Source organism: Chromobacterium sphagni, assembly GCF_001855555.1.
In the GTDB taxonomy this organism is placed as follows: Bacteria; Pseudomonadota; Gammaproteobacteria; order Burkholderiales; family Chromobacteriaceae; genus Chromobacterium; species Chromobacterium sphagni.
Map to the genome: position 1 here is coordinate 1 of NZ_MKCT01000032.1, position 21294 is coordinate 21294.

17 protein-coding genes are annotated in these 21294 nt (G+C 64.8%); 13 read left to right on the top strand and 4 right to left on the bottom strand.

Annotated elements, in window-relative coordinates:
• The 3 genes from BI344_RS13680 to fes form a co-directional block, all read right to left on the bottom strand.
• A partial coding sequence (locus BI344_RS13680) for a non-ribosomal peptide synthetase (protein ID WP_241499352.1) occupies positions 1-6304 on the bottom strand: 6304 nt, incomplete at its 3' end.
• A gap of 115 nt (positions 6305-6419) precedes the next feature.
• Positions 6420-6632 carry an MbtH family protein gene (locus BI344_RS13685; RefSeq protein WP_071113472.1) on the bottom strand — a complete coding sequence of 71 codons (213 nt, stop codon included), beginning with the start codon at positions 6630-6632 and terminating at the stop codon, positions 6420-6422.
• 94 nt (positions 6633-6726) lie between these two features.
• Complete coding sequence (fes, locus tag BI344_RS13690; protein WP_071113473.1) at positions 6727-8046, bottom strand: enterochelin esterase; 1320 nt, start codon at positions 8044-8046, stop codon at positions 6727-6729.
• Between the two features lie 251 nt (positions 8047-8297).
• On the opposite strand from fes, the gene BI344_RS13695 reads away from it, so the two are divergent.
• Complete coding sequence (locus tag BI344_RS13695) at positions 8298-10352, top strand: TonB-dependent receptor (RefSeq protein WP_071113453.1); 2055 nt, start codon at positions 8298-8300, stop codon at positions 10350-10352.
• Between the two features lie 138 nt (positions 10353-10490).
• Here the strand turns inward: BI344_RS13695 and BI344_RS13700 are convergent, their stop codons facing one another.
• A complete protein-coding gene (locus BI344_RS13700; RefSeq protein WP_158021069.1) occupies positions 10491-12626 on the bottom strand; it encodes a patatin-like phospholipase family protein in 2136 nt (711 codons plus the stop codon).
• A gap of 261 nt (positions 12627-12887) precedes the next feature.
• Here BI344_RS13700 and BI344_RS13705 point away from each other — a divergent pair, with 261 nt between their 5' ends.
• The 12 genes from BI344_RS13705 (at position 12888) to BI344_RS13740 (ending at position 21266) form a co-directional block, all read left to right on the top strand.
• On the top strand, positions 12888-14201 hold the full coding sequence (locus tag BI344_RS13705) for a PilZ domain-containing protein (RefSeq protein WP_241499353.1): 1314 nt from the start codon (positions 12888-12890) through the stop codon (positions 14199-14201).
• Positions 14201-14344, top strand: a complete 144-nt coding sequence (locus BI344_RS25350) for a hypothetical protein (protein ID WP_241499354.1) — start codon at positions 14201-14203, stop codon at positions 14342-14344. The genes BI344_RS13705 and BI344_RS25350 overlap by 1 nt, the downstream gene beginning before the upstream one ends.
• Before the next feature lie 236 nt (positions 14345-14580).
• A complete protein-coding gene (locus tag BI344_RS13710; protein ID WP_071113455.1) occupies positions 14581-16377 on the top strand; it encodes a S8 family serine peptidase in 1797 nt (598 codons plus the stop codon).
• On the top strand, positions 16374-16847 hold the full coding sequence (locus BI344_RS13715) for a hypothetical protein (protein WP_071113456.1): 474 nt from the start codon (positions 16374-16376) through the stop codon (positions 16845-16847). Before BI344_RS13710 ends, BI344_RS13715 begins: the two co-directional genes overlap by 4 nt.
• Before the next feature lie 8 nt (positions 16848-16855).
• Positions 16856-17410, top strand: coding sequence for a hypothetical protein (locus BI344_RS24030; protein WP_139167295.1), 555 nt, complete (start codon positions 16856-16858; stop codon positions 17408-17410).
• A gap of 6 nt (positions 17411-17416) precedes the next feature.
• Positions 17417-17788 carry a hypothetical protein gene (locus BI344_RS13720; RefSeq protein ID WP_071113457.1) on the top strand — a complete coding sequence of 124 codons (372 nt, stop codon included), beginning with the start codon at positions 17417-17419 and terminating at the stop codon, positions 17786-17788.
• A gap of 332 nt (positions 17789-18120) precedes the next feature.
• A protein-coding gene (locus tag BI344_RS23010; RefSeq protein ID WP_241499355.1) for an IS5 family transposase occupies positions 18121-18881 on the top strand; the annotation gives its coding sequence in 2 pieces (ribosomal slippage) (positions 18121-18412 and positions 18412-18881; 762 coding nt in all).
• Between the two features lie 134 nt (positions 18882-19015).
• Positions 19016-19186: a hypothetical protein gene (locus BI344_RS24400; RefSeq protein ID WP_158021070.1), complete on the top strand. Its 171-nt coding sequence runs from the start codon at positions 19016-19018 to the stop codon at positions 19184-19186.
• Between the two features lie 300 nt (positions 19187-19486).
• Complete coding sequence (locus tag BI344_RS13725; RefSeq protein WP_206600399.1) at positions 19487-20146, top strand: hypothetical protein; 660 nt, start codon at positions 19487-19489, stop codon at positions 20144-20146.
• A gap of 73 nt (positions 20147-20219) precedes the next feature.
• Entirely contained in the window at positions 20220-20399 is a 180-nt protein-coding gene (locus BI344_RS13730) for a hypothetical protein (RefSeq protein WP_071113459.1), read from the top strand.
• A gap of 310 nt (positions 20400-20709) precedes the next feature.
• Complete coding sequence (locus BI344_RS13735; protein WP_071113460.1) at positions 20710-21072, top strand: hypothetical protein; 363 nt, start codon at positions 20710-20712, stop codon at positions 21070-21072.
• Positions 21069-21266 carry a hypothetical protein gene (locus BI344_RS13740; protein WP_071113461.1) on the top strand — a complete coding sequence of 66 codons (198 nt, stop codon included), beginning with the start codon at positions 21069-21071 and terminating at the stop codon, positions 21264-21266. The genes BI344_RS13735 and BI344_RS13740 overlap by 4 nt, the downstream gene beginning before the upstream one ends.
• Positions 21267-21294: the final 28 nt, after the last annotated feature.

The window sequence follows — 21294 nt, forward strand, 5'->3', positions numbered from 1 at the left end:
GCTCCGCCAGCGCGGCGCAAGTAATGATCAGGCTGGGCTTGGCGTCGGCCACCATATAGGCCAAACGTTCGTCAGGGTAGCCGGTGTCCAGCGGCAGATAGGCGGCGCCCGCCTCTTGCGCAGCCATCAGCGCCAGGCTCAGATGCACCGAGCGCGGCAGCGCCACCGCCACGATGTCGCCCGGCATCACGCCGGCCGCGCGCAGCCTGGCGGCCAGGTCGTGCACTTGGGCGCGGGTTTGGGCATAGCTGAGCGCATGCGTCCCATCCAGCAGCGCAGGCGCGTCAGGCGTCCGCTCAGCCTGGACCGCCAGCAGCGCCGGCAGCGTGGCGTCGGGCAGCGGCGCCGCGGTGGCGTTGACACGCTGCAGCAGACCCTGTTCCGCGCCGGTCAGCGGCTGAAAGCGCGACCACGGCAGGTCCGGCTGCAGCACCATATGCTCCAGCAGCGCCAACAGCCGCTCCGCCAACTGTTCCGGCTCGCGCACCAGATTGCGGTATTCGATCAGCAGCCGCAGCCTATCGCCCGGCAGCGCCAGCACCGTCAGCGGATAGTGGGTATGGCCGCGGTTGCGCAGGCCGGCGATGCGCGCGCCCAGATAGTCGCGCGCCTGCATGTCCTGCTCCGGGTAGTTTTCCACCACCAGCAAGGTATCGAACAGCGTGGCGGCGCCGGCCAGACGCTGGATTTCGCCCAGGCCCAGGCCGTCGTGCTCCAGCAGCTGGATCTGGCGCGCCTGCAGTTCGGCCAGTTGCCGCCACAGCGGCAGCTCCGGCCGCAGGCGCACCCGCACCGGGATGGTGTTGCTGAACAAGCCGATGTGCTCGTCCACGCCGTCCACCGGGCTGAAGCGCCCGGACACCGGCGAGCCGAACACCACGTCGTCGCGTCCGGTCAGCAGGCTGAGCAAGGCGCCCCACATGCCCTGCATCGCGGTGTTCAGCGTCAGCCCATGCTCGCGGCAGCGCTCGGTCAGCGCGCTCTCCAGCGCCGGCGGCAGCACCAGCTCCAGCTCCCGCACTTCCGGCGCGGCAGTCTGCTGGCCGAACAGCAGCGTCGGCTTGACGCCGTCCAGCGCCTGCCGCCACAACTGCCTGGCCGGAACCAGGTCGCGCGCCGCCAGCGCGCGCACCACGCCCGGATAATCGACACCGGGCGGCGCCAGCGCTTCCGGGCCATTGCCGTAGGCGGCCAGCAGGTCGCGCAGCAGGATAGGCGTGGACCAACCATCCACCACCAGGTGATGCGCGGTCAGGAACAGCGTATGGCGCGCGCCATGCCGCGCCAGCATGGCGTGCAGCAAGGGCCCTGCGTCGGGCTCGCCCACCGCGAATTCGCGGTCCAGTTCCTCGCGCTCCAGCGCCTGCAAGGCCTCTGCCTCGGCCGCCGCATCCCGTTCGCCCAGATCCGCTTCGCGCCACGGCCATTCCGGCAAGGCCAGCGGCAGCAGCTGCAAGGGTTCGGCTTGCGCCTCGCTGTCGAAGCGCGCGGCCAGTTGCGGATGTCGGCGCAGCACCGCCGCCAGCGCGGCGCGCAGCCGCGCCGCGTCCAGCGGGCCTTCGAAGGTCACCCGGGTCATAGAGTTGTACTTGCCGGCGGCCTCCCCCAACTGGGCATGGAACAACAAGCCCTGCTGCAAGGGCAGCACCGGCAACGCCGCCGCCAGCGGCCCGTGGCGCGCCACCAGCGCCGCCAGCTCGGCGTCGGTCAGCGGCGCGCCGTCGCCGCCCAGCGTATCCGCGGCCACCAGGGTGTCGGCGGCGGCGAGCGGGTCGCGCGCGGCCAGCGCGGCCAAGGCGGCGACGGCGCTCTCCATGCGCCGTCCCAGCCGCTCGATGGCCGCGGCGTCGAACAAGGCCTCGGCCCAGGTCCAGTTGACCGCCACGCGCGGTTCGTCGCCGGCTTCGTCGACGAACACATTGGCCTCCAGGCCATACTGCAGCGGCAGCGCCGGATCGATGTCCACCGCGAAGGCGTCGGCGAAGCGGCCCCCGGCCGCCAGCGGCGTCCACTCGCCGTCGCCTGCCTGGAAACGGCCCAGATAATTAAACAGCAGCGCCGGCCGGTTCAGCGCCTCCAGCGCGCCCAGCACCGGACCGTGCTCGTCGTCCAGATAGCGCAGCACGCCATAGCCCAGGCCGTGGTCTGGGATGGCGCGCATCGCGCGCTTGACCGCGCGCAAGGCCGCCAGCGCCGCCGCATCGCCGGCCGGCAAGGCCGACAGGTCGAACAAGGCCGGGTATTCGGCGGTCAGCCAGCCCACGGTGCGGCCCAGATCAATGGCGTCCGGCGCGTGGCGGCCATGCGATTCCAGCCCGAAGCGCAGCCGCGGCGCGTCGAACTCTCCGCGGCAAGCCAGCGCCAGCGCCGCCAGCAGCAGCTCCTCCACTGTGGCGCCGCAAGCGGCTGGCAGCCGCTGCAGCAGCGCCGCGCCTGCCTCCTTGCCCAGCAGCACGCGCAGCTGCCTCGCGCTGGCGTGGACGTCGCGCCCCGCATCCAGCGGGCGGCTGCCCAAGGCGTCGGCCGGCGCGGCCAGCATGCCGCGCCACATCGCCAGCTCGCCGCGACGCGCCGGCACCTGCCCGGCCAGGGTCCGCGCCCAGTCGCGCAGGCTGAAGTCCTCGCGCGGCAAGCTGGCGGCCTCTCCTGCCATCGCCGCTTCGCACGCGTTCTGCAGCTCCGGCAGCAGCGCGCGCCATGACACGCCGTCTACCGCCAGGTGGTGGATAGCCAGCAGCAGCCGGCCATCGTCCTTGCCGGTTTGCAGCGCCGCCTGCAGCAACAGCCCGTTCTCCGGGTCCATCCGCGCGCTGGCGGCCTCGAACAGCTGGTCCGGCGCCGCGTCCGGCTCCGCCAGCGTCAGGATGCGCGCGTCCAGCTCGGCCGGCGCCGGATCGGCGCTCAGCTGGCCGTCAACTGCGCGGCTGCGCAAGCCTGGATGAGCCCGCAGCAGGGCCAGCAGGCCGAAGGACAGCTGCGCGGCGGTCAAGCCGGCCGGCACCTTCAGCCATACGCCCTGAACGAAGCGGCTATGCAGGCCGTATTGCTCGGCGAACCAGCCGACAATGGGCAGCCGGCCCAGCGGACCCGGCGCATCGTCGACCGCCGCGGAGGCCGCGGCCAGCGGCTGCAAGGCCTGGGCCATCCGCGCCGGGGTGCGGCGCGCAAACACCTCGCGCGGGCGCAGCATGAAGCCGGCGCGGCGCAGCTCGGTGCCCAGGCTCATCGCCGAGATGCTGTCGCCGCCCAGCTGGAAGAAGTCGTCGTCCGGGCCGGCCCCGGCCAGATTCAGCACCTTGGCGACGCCGGCGCACAGCAGGCGCTCGGCTTCGCCGGCCGGCTCGCGCCCCGCTCCGGCGCTCTGCGGCCGGATGGCCGGCAGCGCCTTGCGGTCTATCTTGCCGTTGATGTTGACCGGCCATTGCGGCAGCACCGCCAGCGCCGACGGCACCATGTAATCGGGCAGGGTTGCTGCCAGTTGCGCCAGCAGCGCGGCGGGCAGCGCCTCCTCGGCATGCCGGCCAGGCTCGGCCATGGTGCAGTAGCCCACCAGGCGGTGGCTGCCGCCCACCGGCTCGGCCAGCACCACCGCGGCGCTGACGCCGGGCAGGCTGGCCAGCGCGTGCTCAACCTCGCCCATCTCGATGCGGAAGCCCCGCACCTTCACCTGCTGGTCGGTGCGGCCGATGAAATCCAGCTGGCCGCGCGCGTTCCAGCGCACCAGGTCGCCGGTGCGGTACATCAACTCGCCGTCGCCGAAGGGGTTGGCGACGAAGCGCGCCGCCGTCAACGCCGGCCGGTTCAGATAGCCCAGCGCCAGGCCGGCCCCGGCCAGGTACAGTTCGCCGGCCCCCCCTATCGGCACCGGACGCAGCGCGCCGTCCAGCACCAACGCGCGGGTATTGGCCACCGGGCGGCCCACCACCGGCTCCTCGGCGGCCGTCGCCGGCGCGCCCAACGCCGAGATGGTGTATTCGGTGGGGCCGTAGAAATTGTGGAAATGCAGCTGCCGGTGGTACTGGCGCATGCGTTTCCACAAGGCCGGCGACACCGCCTCGCCGCCCACCATCACCATGCCCGGCTGCGGCTGGCCTTCGGCCATCAGGCCGCATTCCAGCATCTGCAGCAGCAAGGACGGCGGCACGTCCATTTCGTCGATGCGCTCGCGCCGCACCAGCTCCACCAGCTGCTGCGCGTCGCGGCGCAGCTCCTCGTCGCACAGGTGGACCTCCTGGCCCAGCAGCAGCCAGAACAGCTGCTCCAGCGCGCCGTCGAAGGACAGCGAGGCGGTTTGCATGGTGCGCACGCGCCGGCCCTTGCCGCGGATGAAATCGCCGAACAGCCCCGCCTGCTGGCTCAGCAGCAGGTTGAGGAAGCTGGCGTGGGCGATCATCACACCCTTCGGCTTCCCGGTGGAGCCCGAGGTGTAGATCATGTAGGCCAGGCTGGCGCCGTCCAGCGGCCGCAATCTTTCCGCGTCATCCAGCGGATGGGCGGGATGCGCCGCCAGCCGCGCGCGCGTCTCCGCCAGGTCCAGGCACAGCGCCGGCAGATCCGGCAGCCCGCCCTGCGCGCCGGAATGGGCGAGCAGCAGCGCCGGCGCGGCGTCTTCGCACATCAGCGCCAGCCGCTCGGCGGGATAATCCAGGTCCAGCGGCAGGAAGGCGGCGCCGGAGGCCAGCACGCCCAGGATGGACACCACCGAATCCACGCCGCGCGGCACCGCGATGCCGACCACGCTGCCGGCGCCTATGCCCCGGCTCAGCAGCTCGCGGGCCAGTTGCGCGACGCGCGCGCTCAATTCCGCATAGTTCAGCCGGTCGCCGCCGCAGACCAGCGCGGTTTCGCCGCCGTATCGCGCGGCGCTCAGCAGGAACACGTCCAGCGCGGTGCGCACGCCCGCCGGCGCCGCCACCTCCGGCCCTTGCGACCACTGCTGCAGCGCCGCGCGTTCCTCCGCCCCCTGCAAGGGCGCGTCGCCCAGCGCCATGCCGCCAGCCAGCGCCGCCACAAAGCCCTGCAGGCGCAGCGCGTGCCAGTTCAGCTCCTCCGCGCCGTAGCGCGCCGGATTGGCGCTCAACTCCACCACCAGCGATTCGCCCTGCCACCAGATGCCGAACTCGATGTCTTCCACCGGCCCCACCGCCAGGGGCAGCGTCACGCCGGCTACCTCGCCCAGCCGCAGCGACTGGTCATAGATCTTCAGGTTCAGCGTCGCGCCGTACAGCGCGCGGCCGGAGCCCACCATGCCGTTATCGCGCTGGATCTGTTCGGCGTCGTAGCGCTCGTGGCGGCGCACCTGCTTCAGCTCGGCCGCCAGCTGGCGCGCCAGCGCGGCCAGGCCGGCGCGCTCGTCCACATCCAGCGCCACCGGCAGCACGTTCACCACCGGGCCGGTCGCGCCTAGCGCGGCCGACCCCATGCGGCGCATGAAAGGCACGCCCAGCGCCACCCGCCGCCGGCCGCTCATCCGGGCCAAGTAGGCAAACGCCGCAGCCATCGCCAGCTGCGGCGCGCCCAGCCCCGCCGCCATGCCGGACAAGGCGCGCAAGGCCTCGCCGCCCAGCTCGAAGCGGCTGCGCAGCACCTCCACGTTGGCGGCGCCGGCGCCGGCCAGCTCGCGGCTGGACAGGGAGATCGGCTCCGGCAAAGCGGCGGCGTAATCGCGCCAGAACGCCCGGTCGTCCTGGTGGCGCGGACTGGCCAGATAGGCGTCGCGCTCGGCCGCCACTTCGTCGAAGGAAACGAACGGCGACGGCGGCGGCGTCTCGCCCCGTCCGAGCGCCTGGTAGATATCCGCCATGCGCCGGGTCAGCGCGGCGAAACTGTAGCCGTCTACGCAAACATGGTGGTAGCGCTGATACCAGAACCAGCGCTCATCGGCGCCGGCGGCCAGCTTGAACAGCCGGTGGCAATACAAGGGACGGTCGCCGTCCGCCGGCAGGTCGGCGGCCAGATCGGCGCGCATCCATTGCCGCGCCAGCGCTTCCGGCTCGGCCTCGGCGCTCAGGTCTTGCCACTGCGGCAGCGGCAGCGCGGCGGCGTCGAAGCCGACTGGCAGGAATTGCGCCGGGCCCTCGGCCGTTTCGGCAAAGCGGGCGACGACGGTGTCGGCCTCGGCCAGGCCTTGCCGGATGGCAAGGCTCAAGCGCGCGGCGTCTATGGCGCCGCAGAGCTCGACGCAATGCGCGACAGTGTAGGTGTTGCCCTGTTCGGCGATCTGATCGGCGAGCCAGATGCCCAATTGCGAACCGAACAGCGGCAGCTCGCGCGCTTCGGCGTGAAATTTGGTTTCAATATTCAACTCGGTGCATCCCTGAGTGCGGGTAATCGGAAACGGCGGCCGGCGCGCCGCGCGCAGTCGGCCGCGCCCGCGGCCATGGCGCGGGCGGAACTGTCGGATGCGGCAAAGGCGCGGCCTAGCCGCTGCGCAGGGAACGCGGCCGGATGTCGGTCCAGTTGGCGTCGAGATAACTCACGCAAGCGCCGCGGCTGTCGGGGCCGAACACCGCGCGCCAGCCTGCCGGCGTCGCCAGCTGCGACGGCCACAGGCTGTGCTGGTCCTGGTTGTTGGCCAGCACCAGGAAGGAAAGGCTTTCATCATCGAAAGGATTGGTTTGCTCCGCGCTCATCGCGAACACTCCAGCAAGCGAGCCGCCTGGCGACGATATGGTGCTGCCGCGCTGCGCGGAGGCCATCTCGCCAATCGGGCGGTTCTGGTTTATTTTAGGGTGCGGCCCAGGGCCGCCACAAACAGCCCAGCCCCTGCAGCAGGCCACCGCGCCAGCACAGCCAGTCGTGCCCGCCCTCGTATGTCTGGTAGCGCACCCGGTGGCCGGCCCGTTCCAATGCCGCGCGCTGGCTGTCGTTGACGTCCACCATCACGTCTTCGCGGCTGCCCACCTCCTGGAACACCTTGAGGCTGCCGGCTGGCAGCCCGCCCGCCTCCAGCCTCTCGGTCAAGCGGCCGCGGCTGCCCGGCAGCCTGCGCCCTTCGGCGGCGCGCGCCTTTTCGTGCAGCTCGACATAGGGCCACCAGAACGAGCCGGACTGGCTCAGCACGCAGCCGAAGCGTTGCGGCCAATTCAGGCCGGCGAACATCGCCGCCAGGCCGCCGTAGCTCTGCCCCGCCACCACGGTGCGGCCGGCGTCGTCGCTGAACGGCGCAAGCAGCGCCGCCTGCGGCAGCAACTCGCGCTGCAGCGCCAGCCAGAAGACCTCGTTGCAGGTCAGGTCTTGCTCGCGGTTGTCGCCGTCGATGGAGTCCACCAGCAGATACACCGCCGGCGGCAGGCTGCCGCGCCGGGTCTCCTCGTCCAGCGCGGCGAACACCGGCATGCGCTCCGCCCAGTTCTGGCCGTCCAGCAGCACCGCGAGCGGCCTATCGCGCCATTGCTCGCGCGGCACCGCGCCGGTGTGGTAGACCCAGACCCGGCGCGCCTTGCCCAGGAGCGCACTATCCCAGCGGATTTCCGTCAGGCGGCGCGGGTCGGCCCGCTGGCGGCTTTCATCCCAAGCCAGCCAGGCGGACTGATCCGGCGCGTCGCACAGGTGGAGCGCGGACAGTTGCGCGCCCCAAGCGCTGCGGTAGCAGGCGGCGCGGTTCAGCGGATCTGCCACCGCCTGTCCCATGATGCCCAGCCACCATTGGCGATGGCGCAGGCGGCTCTGGCCGGCGTCGGCATCCGGAAGCGGGGGCTCCTGCCCGGCGGCAACCGGAATATAGGCGTAGCTGCCGCGCCAGCTTGCCGGCAACGCCGTCTGCCACCACCAGACGTCGGTGTCTCCCAGCCGGGACAGCGACTGCGGCTGCGGGCAGTGGTGGTCAGTGACGCAGTTGACGTCGGCATAGACCCGCTGGATGGAGGAATTTGCCGGCCCGCCGGCGGGGTCGCGCCACAAGAAAGTCACGCACACCCGTCCGTCCGGCAGCCGTTCGCGCAGCGGCGCGCCGGCAGAGGCGAGCCTGTCCCACCATTGAGGCGCTCCCGCCTCCGGATGTTGCAGCCATGCCGCACTTTGCACAGCCGTTTGATTTAATTTCATATTTTCATCCATTTATTCCATTCGCCTGAACTATCGGTTCGCATGCGAAGCAACAACTTGGCTTAACCAATTGCATATTGTTAATGATAAATATTATCATTCGCAACAATTGATCGCAATGATCACTCCGGGCCAGCATCTACCCGGCCTGTTCCATCCGCCGCAATAGCCAACGATTCCTCGCCAGCCAGACGACGCACAGGACAGCCACAGGTCGAGCTGACAACGATAACAATGAGGAAATCCAGAAGATGAAAAACACTCCGCGAAACCATACGCTGGCACAAGCAACCAGGCTGGCTCTGGCCTGCCTAGGCGGCATGACGCTCTCCCACTCCGCCCTGGCCGCCGCCCCGGACCAGCAGCAGGACAACGCCACCGCGCTGCCCGCCGTGACCGTCACCGGCGAGAAGGTCAACCGCTCGCTGAAGGACACCACCACCGCGGTAACGGTATTGCGCAACGCGGACACCGGCGACACCAAATCCGTCTACGACGCTGCGGCCGCCACGCCCAACGCCACCCTCAACGGCGCCGGCATCATCAACATCCGCGGCGTGGAAGGCACCGGCCCCGGCACCGGCTACAACACCCTGGTTTCCGGCTCGCGCCCACGCGTCAGCACCACGGTGGACGGCATGGCGGAAAGCTGGACCGGCCAGCGTTATGTCGACGCCAGCCCGTGGGACGTGGAACAGATCGAAGTGCTGCGCGGCCCGCAGTCCACCACCCAGGGCCGCAACACCATGGCCGGCGCCATCGTGGTCAACACCAAGGACCCGACCTTCGACTGGGAGGGCGCATTGCGCGCCGGCTACGAAGACAAGGGCGGCCGGGCGACGCTGGCTGGCATGGTCTCCGGCCCGATCACCGACGAGCTGGCCTTCCGCGTCACCGCCGAAGGCCTGAACGGGCACGGCTTCATCGACTACCCGGGCCAGATGCCTTGGGACGGCTCCCAGATCAACCACAGCAGCTACCGCGGCAAACTGCTGTGGAAGCCCAGCGCCCTGCCCGGCTTCAGCGCCAAGCTGACGGTATCGCACCGCAAGGACAAGGGCGAATACCTGAACTACGTAGACGGCAATTACTTCGACTACCAGTACCATCGCCTGTCCACCCAGGCCCGCTACCAGGATTCATTCAACAACACCATCAGCACCGACCTGCAATACCAGTTCAACGACGCCTGGAGCGCCCATCTGCTGCTGGGCCATTCCGACAATGTCAGCGCGTTCAAGGACACCGACACGCCGCCGCTGAACATGCGCCTGGATGAGAAAAGCGACACCCTCGAGGCCCGGCTCGCCTATGCGCCGCAAAACGGCTGGCTGAGCGGCATGATGGGCGTCTACCACTACGACCGCGACCAGAATCTGCGCACCTTCCAGTTCCCCAATCTGCTGGCCAAGGACCGCCTCAAGACCGAAGCGCTCTACGGGGAGGCCACGCTGGCGCTAAGCGACAAATGGAGCCTGAATCTGGGCGGACGGGTGGAACGCGAAATGCAGCGCCGCAACACCCTGTTCAATCCGGATACCGCCGCGCAAAACCAGGCCAGCTACAACGTGGGCGAAACCTTGTTCCTGCCCAAGGCCGGCCTGAGCTACCGCTACAGCCCGGACACCACGCTGGGCCTGACCGCCCGCAAAGGCTACAACGCCGGCGGCTCCGGCCTGGACAACAACTATGTGTACTACACCTACAACAAGGAAGAAGTCACCGCCTACGAGCTGAGCAGCCGCTCCGCGTTCCTGGACAACCGGGTCAGCCTCAACGCCAACGCCTTCTTCAACCAGTACACCGGCTACCAGGCCATCCTGGCCTCGCGCTTCACCAATGTTCCCAAGGGGGAAAGCTACGGCCTGGAAGTAGAGACCCAGGCCAGGGTGACGCCTACGCTGACCGTCAGCGCCGGCGCCGGCCTGCTGAACACCAAGGTGACCGGCACCGACGCCGCCAACCCCGGCATCATGGGCAACCAGTTCAACTACGCGCCGCACCTGACCATCAACCTGGGCTTCAAACAACGCCTGCCGCGCAACTTCTACGTGGGTGGCAGCCTGAACCGCGTCGGCTCCTATTACTCGGAGATCACCAACGACCCCAGCCTGAAGGCCGGCGACTACACCGTGGTCAACCTGAACACCGGTTACGAGGATGCCCGCTGGGGGGTGCGCGCCTACATCAACAACCTGACCAACCGCGGCGTGCTGTATGCCCAGATCGCGTCCCGCAGCAACAACCTGGGCGTGGTCGGCGCGCCGCGCACGGTTGGCGTGACGGTGGACTACCGCTTCTTCTGAGTCTGCTCCGGCCTGCATCCAAACCGCTCGCGGGCTCGCCCGCGGGCGGTTTTCGCTTGCCCGCCCTCCGCCGCGGACGGATGCAATGAAAAACGCCCGGCAATGACGCGCATTGCCGGGCGTTTGCGGTGCCAGGAATCAGTAATCGACGCCCAGATAAATGTATCCGGTCAACTGGCCGCCGCGGGCCGTGCCCACGCCGATGAAGAACGGCCCCAGTATGGTGTCGGCGCCAAGGAAAACCGAACCGGCCGGAATCCAGCGCCCGGAAGACTGATCGGTGAAGGTTTGCCCCCACAGATGCCCGGCCTCCAGCGACATGCCCGCATACACGCCCGAACCCAGCACCGCCGGCAAGGATGCCGCACGCCAATACACCATCAAGCGCGCCAGGGCCACCTGGCTGGCCAGCAACTCGCCGCTCTGGTAACCGGTGAGGTTGAGGAAGCCCCCCAGACTTTGCGGCATGAACGCCTCGGAGCGGATATCGACGCTGCCCTTGGTCTTGGCGGTGAAGCGCGCGGTGATATCGCCATAGGTATGCGCCAGCTCGCCAGTGACATCGTAGAACTTCTGATTGACGTCGCTGCCCAGGCTGGGCAAACCGGCGCCGATCTTGCCGTTGAAGTAATAACCGGAACGCGGCCAGCGCGGATTGTCAAACTGATCCACCACCAGGCTGCTCTGCACGCCGATATCGCGGTACTGGTTGGACGCCAGCGCGTCCTGATCGAACGGATCGCCCTGAGCCAGCGTGAATCGGTTCTCCTGCTTGTAGATCCCGACCCGCCACTCGCCGTACTTGCCCAGAGCCAATCCCGTATTCAATTGAGTTTCAAGGATATTGTCCTTGAAGGTGGCGAACACGGTGTGATCATCGTTGAACAGTTGGAACGGTTTCTGCTGGTAACCGAACGAGGCTGCGACAAATACCGGGCTGCCGCGCCATAGAGGCTGATACAGCTCGGTCTTGATGCCCTTGTCGTGGCCTATGGCCACATCGTTGCGCCAAGAGCCGCCGGCGTCATTCAGCGAGGCCCACTCATGCGAGGCGCGCAAGGTGAAATTGCTATCCCCGGGGGTATCGCTGCTCAGGTTCAGGCCAAAGTGCAGATAATTCTGCCCGATGCTGCGCTCCATCGGCATCACGGTCATCACGTTGCGACCGGAAATATTGTCCACGCGGTAACCCAGCTTGTCGTACTCGCCGCTGGTGAAGATTTCCGCCAGCCGCGCGCGCGCCGCCCCCACCGGCACCGTCCGCCCCGGGAAGGCAAGCGATTCGCGCAGCGCGGAAAGCTTGGTGAAGCCGCCGTCCTTACCCTCTACCTTGACCTCGTCCAATACCGGATAGCGCGGCCGCTGCAATTTGCTCTTCCAGGCCGCATACTCCTCCTCCGATACCGAATAAGCCGACAATTGCTTGGCCATCTTCCGCGCCGCGTCCTCGCCGCGGGCGACAATCGCCCGATGATCGCCGAAGGAGGTGGCGGCATAGCCGGTCAGGTCCGGCCGAATCACGATATCCTTCTTGTCCAACAGCCTCATCTGCTCCTGGACGTTGCGCATCACCGCCAGATTGGAGCTTTGCGCCACCACGTCGAACAGGGTCTGGATTTCCTCCGGCTTCATCAGCGGCGTACCAACGTCCACTACGATCACCTGCTTGGCGCAGCGCCCCTTCACATCCTGCACCGGCACATTGCGGGCGATGGCGCCATCCACCAGCAGCCTTCCATCGTCCTCCACCAGATCGAACACGCCGGGCACCGCCATGCTGGCGCGCAGCGCCCGGGTCAACGATCCCTGCTTGAACACCACCGCATCGCCGGTGCTCAGATCGGCGGCAATCGCTCGGAACGGGATCGGCAGCTTGTCGAAATCGTCGATGTCGCGGTCGCGGGTCAGCTTGTGAATGTAAAGCTCGATGCCTTGGGAGTTGATGGCGCTGCGCGGCACTCTCAAAGCGCCATCCTTCAAGCCGAAGCTGACATCCAGATAGTTCTTGTAGTCATTGCGCTTGCGGTCGTACGGGATATCGGGCCGGGCCGGCTTGCCGGACAGCATCTGGTCCCAGTCGGCCGAGTTGAATTCGCGCTCGATCTCGCCCAGCGGCAAGCCGTTGGCGTAAATGCCACCAATCAGCGCGCCGGCGCTGGTGCCGGCGATGCAGGAAACCGGAATCCGCAAACGCTCCAGTTCCTTCAAAACCCCCAGATGAGCAAAGCCGCGCGCGCCGCCGCCGCCCAGAACAACGCCAACGCCTTCAGGCACTTGCCGCGCATCGGCGGCATGCGCAGGCAGGAGACCAAATAGGCCTGAAATGGACAATACTGGTATAAGCAGACGAAAAGTAAATGGCTTGCTGATTGGCATGTCGGATAATTTTGAGATTATGGTTCCACCATCGTCAACGCGTGACGTAAGATATAGTGACATATAAACGAGAACATAAACCCAGAAAAAGTTGGCTCAATGTTTGATTTCAAATCCCTAGTCAGCTCACTCCTAAGCAAAAACACGCCAGCCTCGGGCGTGGCGCAGTCGGCCACCCTTTTGGTACGCGATCTGCCGCAGGCCGAGTACTTTACCGCCGTGGTGGAAATCATCAAGGCTGTATCCAAAATCAATGCCGACACCGACATGTCGCAAAAGGAGCGGGTGAAAACACTGCTCTATGTCGACGACAAGGCCGCCGGCATCCACCACCAGCTGTGCCAGGATTATCTGCTGTCGAAAAGCGGCAGCAAGGGCTATCTCCCCACCATACTGGCCTACTGGCATGAATTATCCAGCGCGTACCAGATCTGCCTGCGGATGAACAAGGCCGGCTCCAGCCAGGCAACGCAATCCGACCTGCAACTGGTCACCGTCCGCGGCCTGCATCACCAGATGCGCCTGATCGCCTGGAACGCGCTGCGCTACCTGAAGCCGGAAGGCTCCGCCTGGCAACAGGGCTTCCGCTTCTACACGTACGCCGAAGACGCGGGATTTTCCCGCACGCCCATCCTGATGTATCAGGACTCGCGCCAGGAAATCAGCTGCGAGCACCTGCTGATCCAGGCCGGCATGCTGCATCTGGCGCAAACCGAGAACATGCTGCACAAGGAAATCGTCGCGGTGGACCAGCTGTTGATGCTGCTCAGCCAGCACATTCCACTGGACAAGCAGGCCCAGCAGGAAGGTCCGATTTTCGTCTACAACCTGTCCATTCCCGAGCCGCCGCAGCCCATGTTGCGCGGCATGGCCGGCAAATGGCACCGCTACTGGTCGGCTTACGAAATCACCAGCCGCCTGGCCGACCTGATGTTCGATCTGGACAGCCGCATCCCCTCGTCGCTGGCAGCGCTAGGCTGCGAACTGGAGCGGGAGGAATGGGCCGACCTGTGCGAAAAGCTGGCGATACGCTGGTCCAACGACGGCGGCAAATCCCTGCGCAAGTCCGAGCGCTCGCTGCATACCTCCAATGCTCAGGTCTCGATCGGCTTTGAGCGGGTAGCGTTCCAGATCAAGGTGCAGGACGTGGGTTCGCTGGATGCCGAGCGAGGGGACGAGTGGCGCATCAATGATATCAGCAGCACCGGCATGGGCCTGACCTTCATCGGCAAAACCATTGAGCAGTTGGCGATAGGACGGTTGATCCTGGTGAAAACCGAAAGCCACCCGTTGCTGCTCGGCATCATTCGCCGCATCCTGCGGCAGAACAACGGCACCAAGGTGGGAATCGAAATCCTGGGCAGACGCCGGTCGGCGTATCTCTGCAAGACCCGATCAGTTCCGACGCCTCGCCCTTCACAGCCATCTACATCACCCAGCCCAATTCGCGCAAAGGCCAGCGCTGGTTCCTGATGCCCCGAACCCAGACCTCGACCGACAAGGAATTGATTCTCACCGCGCAAGGCAAATCTTACCAGATCAAGCTGAAAGACCCGCAACAGGAATTCGAAGATTGCTGTCACAGCAACTTCGATACCCTTTCCAAGATGGACTGAAGCCCGGCCGGCCCTGACAGGGCCGGCCAGTTCCCCGCCGCACTCCCTCCGCTCGTCCAGCCAAGCCGCCGCGATCCCTCCTGGCGGCTTTGTCTTGCGCCCCTGCCGACCCTACCGATAAATTCTCGTCGCGACATTTATTATGACAAAATAATATTTGCGCAATAAAAATTTACAAATAAGATCGAATCTCGGCAGTGCCGAATATAACAAAGGCAAAATTAGAGGAATAAACCATGCACATTCGCATCGCAAGCAGCGCAGTCCTGCTGGCGCTGGCTTCGCTATCCAGCCAAGCCGCCGCACCGGTACAGGGCCGTTACTACCCATTACAGCCAGGCGACCCGCTGGCGCAACAACAATGGTATCTGCAGAACACCGGCCAGAATGCCTTCTCCAAACGCGGCGGCGTCAAAGGCGTAGACCTGAATCTGGCGTTTACCCATCTGCGCGGCATCCGCGGCGTGGGCACCACCATCGCCGTGATCGACGATGGCCTGGAAATCAAGCACCCCGACTTGGCGGCGAATATCGTGCCTGGCTCGAAAAACCTGGTGACCGGCAGCAACGACCCCACGCCAGACTCCGCCGACAATGCCCATGGCACATCGGTGGCCGGCATCGCCGCGGCCGTCGGCTTCAACGGCATAGGCGGACGCGGCGTAGCGCCCTCCGCCAGCCTGAAAGGCTTCAACTGGCTGCTGGCGCAAACACTGGACGGCTGGCTTCTATCTCACGGCAAACAGCCCGGGGGCCGCCCCCTTGAGGCCTTCACCGACTCGCGCGTGTTCAACCAGAGCTATGGCTCTTCCGCCATTCGCTCCATTCCAGGCAACCCGGACCAGGATATCGAACTGAAGACCGAGGAGGAAACCTATGAGGACGTCAGCCGCAACAGCCACTGGGGCCGCGGCGCGGTCTTCGTCAAATCGGCCGGCAACGCCTACAACTACTTCCGGACAAGCGGCGGCTACCTGATAGGCTACAAGGGCAACGAAGGCCTGCCGGTGCAGGATGCCAACCTCACCACCGACAACAGCAACTACTGGAACGTGGTGGTGTCGGCGCTGAATGCCGACGGCGTGCGTTCATCGTATTCGTCGGTGGGCGCCAACGTACTGCTTGCCGCACCCGGCGGCGAGTACGGCACCGACTCCCCAGCGATGATCACCACCGATCTGTCCGGTTGCCAGCGCGGCTGGAATCTCGCCGGCAGCAAGGACAACGCCCTGCACGGCGGCAACGCGCTGGACCCCAACTGCGACTATAACGGCGTGATGAACGGCACCTCCTCCGCGGCACCCGCCACATCCGGCTCTTTCGCGCTGGTGATGTCGGCCAACCCGGCGCTCACCGCCCGCGACGTGCGCCACATCTTGATCACCACCGCCCGCAAGGTCGATGCGGCCAACCCCGGCGTCACCCTGGCTTTCAAGGACAAGAGCGGCGGCAATCACAGCTACCAGGCGATTCCCGGGTGGCAGAAAAACGCCGCCGGCTTGTCCTTCCACCAGTTTTACGGTTTCGGCCTGATCAATATCGACAAGGCGGTGGAAAAGGCGCTGTTCTACAACCACCCGCTGCCACCGCTAGAAAAGACCCGCTGGCAGACCATAACCGCCCAGATCGCCATCCCCGACGCAGATGAAAAAGGCGTGGAAAGCATCTATACCCAGCCGGACGATCTCAGCGTGGAAGCGGTGCAAATCCTGGTGGACGCCGAACACGGCCGCGCCAGCGACCTGGCGGTGGAACTGATCTCGCCGTCCGGCACCCGCTCGGTGCTGCTGTCGCCGCGCACCTCGCTGGTGGCGGAAAACTACGGCCTCAACCAGCAGCGGCTGCTGTCCAACCATTTCTACGGCGAATCGGCCAAAGGGCAATGGCGCATCCGGGTAATAGACACCAATGGCGGCGATTACCAGTTCATCCACCGCGTCGGCAGCCAGAACACCACCTACACCCTCCCCAATGCGGAAGGCAAACTGAAATCTTGGTCGATCCGCTTCTTCGGCCATCGGAGCGCAGCATGAAAAAAACCATCCTGACAACCTCGCTCGTCCTGCTGGCGCTGACAATCGGCGCCCAGGCCGCAGAGCTGCCTTTTCTGCCGAAGCCGGCGGGCCAGGCAGTCGCAATCAATGGCAAAACTTATTACAAGCAGCTCAGTCAGGCCAAACAGTCGGCAAAATCAGCCAGCGGCATAAGCGCCCGCACCAGCGGCGCAGTCGCGCTGAATCGCGGCGACGTGGTGCAGTCACCCAAGCAATGGGCTCCCGCCACCGTCAGCGGCACCGTGCTGGTGCAATTGGCTTCGCCGCAGGATGAAGCCGCCATTGCCCGCGACCACGGCCTGACCGTGCGCTTCCGCACCCAAAGCGTAGTGGTGTATGACAGCCCGGCCCAAACCGAACTGTTGGGTCTGCAGCAAAGGCTGGCCGCCGACAAGCGGGTGAAGAAAGTGCAACTGGAACTGGCCAGCAACGAAAACCAGCCTCAATAATCCGACCCATGCAGGAAACAAAAGGCTTGCTTGACGCAAGCCTTTTGTTTCGTCATCGCGGCAAACTTGCCTCGCATCACGGGGCTTGCGCCAAGGCGCCCGCTCACCCAAAAGTCAGGAGGGGAAAACAGCACGCGGAGTCTGCCGTCAACTGGCCGCTTGCTTCAGACCTCATCCACGACTTTGCAACGGTTTCTCACCCGGCAGGGTTGTTGTCTGATCGCCTGAAACGGGTATTCGGCTTTGACCCGGCTTTTGGATCGGATCGCACATCTCGACGCGGTCAATACTATCAAGCCCGCATAGCGCGGACTCTTTCAGTCATGGAAATTACGTCTGGCAATGAGAAAGACTGCCTGCGGAAAAGCATTTTACCGATTGAAACGCGCCATAAAGCTCAACTGATCCCATCATCGCAGATTGAAAGCCAATTCAATACACACAAAATACCCCTTGCAATCTTATTTTGTGTGTACTTAATTAACTTGAAAGCGATGCGCCACTCGTTCGCGGCGCATTGCGGCCATCGGCGATCGCAATACAATATCGAGCTGGCGAGGTAACCGGCAATGATTTTCGACAGCCACACCCGCATTCACATTGAGCAGCCAGGCAAGCCCAGGCTGTATCAGCTGTACGAGCTGCCTGGGTACGAAACCATCGGCGTGGTCACTCTGGGAAGCCGCGCTGGCGCACTGGTGCGAAACTGGAATTCAGGCATCTATTACATGGCCACCGCTGGCGTGCTTCGTCTGCTGGACCAGCGGCGCATCAAGGCCGCATTGGGGATAAGCAACGGCGCTGGCGCACCTGCCAGATTGAATGGCGGCGGCCGGAAAAACGTCTACCTCGACGCCGAAAGCATCAAGATTGCCCGGCAACTGGGAAATGGCAACCTCAGCGAGGGCATTCGCATCGCTCTCAAACAGACCAAAGGATGATCCGCCTCCAGCACCTTCCCCTGCATGACCAATCGATGGCGGCATCAAGCAAAGCAGACTGACGCTCCCGCCTGAGCCAAGCTCGGGAAAAGCTTACGCTTGGGCAGCCATGATTAAGACTCGCTTATATGGACGCGTCCCGTTTGCCAAGGGCAGTTTCATAAATGACATGCAGCGGTTGGTTGCTCGCTTATATCCGGCCTTGTTGCAGACCGATAGATCCGCGGGCCTTGATGGAATTCGCCGGAAGACTGTCTCAGCTAACAAGCGGGCTCTAGATCTTGCGCGCTTATCAGACTTGGTCTGCCGCGGTCCAACCTGTATGCCATCACATGCCGCTACTCCCTCCGCCACCGCACTCCCGCCGGGGTGGGCGGCCACGGTTCGATGATTTTGCAGCCCTCAACGGCATCTTGTTTGTTCTCGCCACCGGTATTCCTTGGGAGGACCTCCCACAGGAACTCGGTTTTGGCAGCGGGATGACCTGCTGGCGAAGACTGCGGGATTGGCAAGCGCAAGGCATTTGGGACCGCCTACACCTAGCTCTGCTGATACAACTGCGCCAACACCATCAAATTGATTGGGGCCGGGCCAGCATTGATGGGGCTAGCGTTGCCAGCCCCCGGGGGGCCAAGAGACCGGCCCCAACCCCACTGATCGAGGTAAATGCGGCAGCAAACGGCACATCATCGTAGATCGCCGAGGTTTGCCACTGGCGCTGAGCATGACCGGCGCCAATCGGCACGACTCCATGGTCTTCGAAACTTTGGTCGATGCGATTCCTGCCGTTCCTGGCTTGCCAGGACGGCCCAGACAAAAGCCTTACAAGCTGCATGCTGACAAAGGCTATGACTACCGCCGTTGCCGTGCACACCTGAGCCGACGCGGAATCTTGGTGCGAATTGCTCGGCGCGGGGTGGAAAGCAGCGAGAGACTAGGTCGCCACCGTTGGGTGGTAGAACGTACCCATTCTTGGCTAGCGGGCTTCGGCAAGTTGCGCATCCGCTTTGAACGGCGGCTGGATACGCATTACGCCTTGCTCAAACTGGCTATCTCAGTGATCTGTCTGCGATTTATCGACAGGTTTTGTTAGCGGGTCTTAGGCGGCACCTTTACGGATGGCGGTTTCGCCTGGTGGGAGTGCGCATAAGGGTTGCGCGGATCGTCTCACAGGAAGCCAGGCCCAAGCCGCCAGCCGTGTAGGTCGCAACCACAAACGAGGAACACATGAGCGAATTCAAAGTTGGTAGCAAAGTGAAGTTCACCACCATCCACAAGCGCACTGGCAGCGGCAAGATCACTCACATCGACGATGGCCCGAAAGGCTCGTTCTACTCTGTGAAGGAAGACGACGGCAAGGTGACAAAGTGCCGCCTGAAGCAGTTGCAAGCAGCCTGATGCTGGGCGAGCTGGCCGCGGCCGGCTCTATCACTGAACGCCTTGCCACGAGCAAGTGCAGCGCTGGCAGCGCGAACCGGGCGCCACCCGGGCAGGAGCAGGCAGGACGTTCAGTGATATTGCGACACCCCCGCACTGCGCCGGGGCCGCTTCGGCGGGAGACCTTCCGGTTGCGCACCCCAACCGATGTGCAGATAGGTCGGCCACAGAACACCGTAGGCCGTTGCAGCAGCGCCGGCAGCCCTCACAGGTAGTCTGATGTCGGTAGGCCCGCTGGATTCAGCGGTGGGGGCTTGGACCATGTCCCGCAGTCGCTGGGCGACGATTCGCGCCAGCTCCCCCACCTCTGCACCTCGCATAGCTTGCTTAAGCCTCTCATTCGAACCAAATTATTGTTATGCGAGTTTGATTGAATTGGACATTCGAATGCACCCAAATCTTGCCCGTCTAGTCGATCTAGCCGGCATGGCCATTGAATCAGAAGACCGACAAATTCTTGAAGCGACTGCGGCCAATCCTACTGCGAAACTTAGGAGAGGCGGCGGTATTCTCCGCTTCAACAATGAACGGTTCTACCAATTCATAGTTGCCAAGTCCCTACTTTCCATGCCTTACAAGGTGATTGTGGAAGTTGACTTTCACGACTTGGTGCTAGAAGAGCCGGATACCGGCAAACGATTTGCTGTAGTCGAAATGAAGAGATGGATGAGCGCTAGTGGTGAGCGAGAGCTACCAGGAATACGAACTGATATGTTCAAGAAATTGCAAAATGCTAGTGCGACTCACAAGCTCATTTTGCTGTTTTCTGCCAATCCTCCAGGCCAAATGCACGAGCAAATAAACTGGTTGCTTGCAAAGCTTAATCTCCCACTTGACCGATGGTCATCGTACTGTTTCACAACCTCCGACCAGAACAATGCCGCCGTTGAGTTTTGGATCGCCGGATTTGAGTTCATGTAGCCCCGACGTCCCCCCTTCAACTTTTTCAGATCCCCCCGGCCCCGTGCCGGGTTTCTTTTTTCTGGAGTACGCCATGCACACCTACGTCGTCGATTTCGTGCCGCGCGCCAAGACTGGAGGCTTCACGCTCCGCGTCGAGGGTGTGCCGGCCTCCGACAAAAACGCCGCCATCCTCCGCGCAGCCAGCCAAGAGCGAATCAACGCCGCTCACTACAAGACGCGCGCCACCATCCAGCGAGGGAAAGCAGCATGATCGCCAACGCCATCCCTGCGCCGACTTCGGCGCCCGTCCTGATCGACTGCCGCCAGCTACGCGACGCGCCGGCTGACTGGTTTTCGCGTCCACTACCAGCAGCCGCGCACCCGGCAGCGTGCTGGCCTGATCGTCCTGGCCCGCAGCATGGGCGAGGCGCTGGACCGTGCTGACGGCCTACTGCCCGGCTACGTCATGTCGGGTTGGGGGCGGGCATGAAAGCCTTCATCAAGAACACGCTGGGCGGCCTGCTGATGGTCGCCTTTTTCTTTGCCGCCGTCGCCGCGGCCCAAGCTGTGGAGCAACTGAAATGAGCCTGCAAAACCTTTCCTGCGCGGTGCTGAATGACCTGTGCCGCCACCTCTCCACCGCCGACCGAGATGAGCGGCTGGCGCTGGCCGTCGAGCATGAAGCCGACATGATGTTGACCGACATCGAATGCGCCCGCGGAATGGGCGCGTCCTTCATGGACCTGCTGCTGAGCGGCGCGCCGGCGGAGCTGATGGGCGAGATGCACCTGTACCTGGGCCAGCAGCTGCTGCGCCGGGTGTTTGACAGGACGGACCTGGGCCCGCACTACGACCAGCTGGCGCGCGCGGCGCGGGCGTTCGTGGATGCGTCGGCGGCGGCCGTGCTGGACGAGCAGGTGAGCGAGCAGAGGGAGGCGGCGTGAGCGACACCACCACGCTGTCCAGCATCCTCTACGCGCGGCGCCGTATGGCCAACCAGATTGAGCTGTTCGGCTCGCTGCAGAAGTCAGACCCCAAGCTGACGCCGGAGCAGAAGCGCCGGCGCGATGAATCCGAAGAGCGGCGGCTGTTCCGCCAGCTCTGTGGGAAAGACCCGATAACCGACCAGGCCGCCTAGAGCGGCCTTTTTCACGCCCACAGGGCGA

Excerpts from the sequence above, each read along its gene's own strand:
- BI344_RS25350 (WP_241499354.1), top strand. The coding sequence starts at position 14,201 with ATGCCCCGAACCCAGACCTCGACCGACAAGGAATTGATTCTCACCGCG.
- BI344_RS13685 (WP_071113472.1), bottom strand. The coding sequence starts at position 6,632 with ATGAGCGCGGAGCAAACCAATCCTTTCGATGATGAAAGCCTTTCCTTC.
- BI344_RS13720 (WP_071113457.1), top strand. The coding sequence starts at position 17,417 with ATGATTTTCGACAGCCACACCCGCATTCACATTGAGCAGCCAGGCAAG.
- BI344_RS24400 (WP_158021070.1), top strand. The coding sequence starts at position 19,016 with ATGAGCGAATTCAAAGTTGGTAGCAAAGTGAAGTTCACCACCATCCAC.
- BI344_RS13725 (WP_206600399.1), top strand. The coding sequence starts at position 19,487 with ATGTCCCGCAGTCGCTGGGCGACGATTCGCGCCAGCTCCCCCACCTCT.
- BI344_RS13730 (WP_071113459.1), top strand. The coding sequence starts at position 20,220 with ATGCACACCTACGTCGTCGATTTCGTGCCGCGCGCCAAGACTGGAGGC.
- BI344_RS13715 (WP_071113456.1), top strand. The coding sequence starts at position 16,374 with ATGAAAAAAACCATCCTGACAACCTCGCTCGTCCTGCTGGCGCTGACA.
- BI344_RS13695 (WP_071113453.1), top strand. The coding sequence starts at position 8,298 with ATGAAAAACACTCCGCGAAACCATACGCTGGCACAAGCAACCAGGCTG.
- BI344_RS13710 (WP_071113455.1), top strand. The coding sequence starts at position 14,581 with ATGCACATTCGCATCGCAAGCAGCGCAGTCCTGCTGGCGCTGGCTTCG.
- BI344_RS24030 (WP_139167295.1), top strand. The coding sequence starts at position 16,856 with ATGCAGGAAACAAAAGGCTTGCTTGACGCAAGCCTTTTGTTTCGTCAT.
- BI344_RS13735 (WP_071113460.1), top strand. The coding sequence starts at position 20,710 with ATGAGCCTGCAAAACCTTTCCTGCGCGGTGCTGAATGACCTGTGCCGC.
- fes (WP_071113473.1), bottom strand. The coding sequence starts at position 8,046 with ATGAAATTAAATCAAACGGCTGTGCAAAGTGCGGCATGGCTGCAACAT.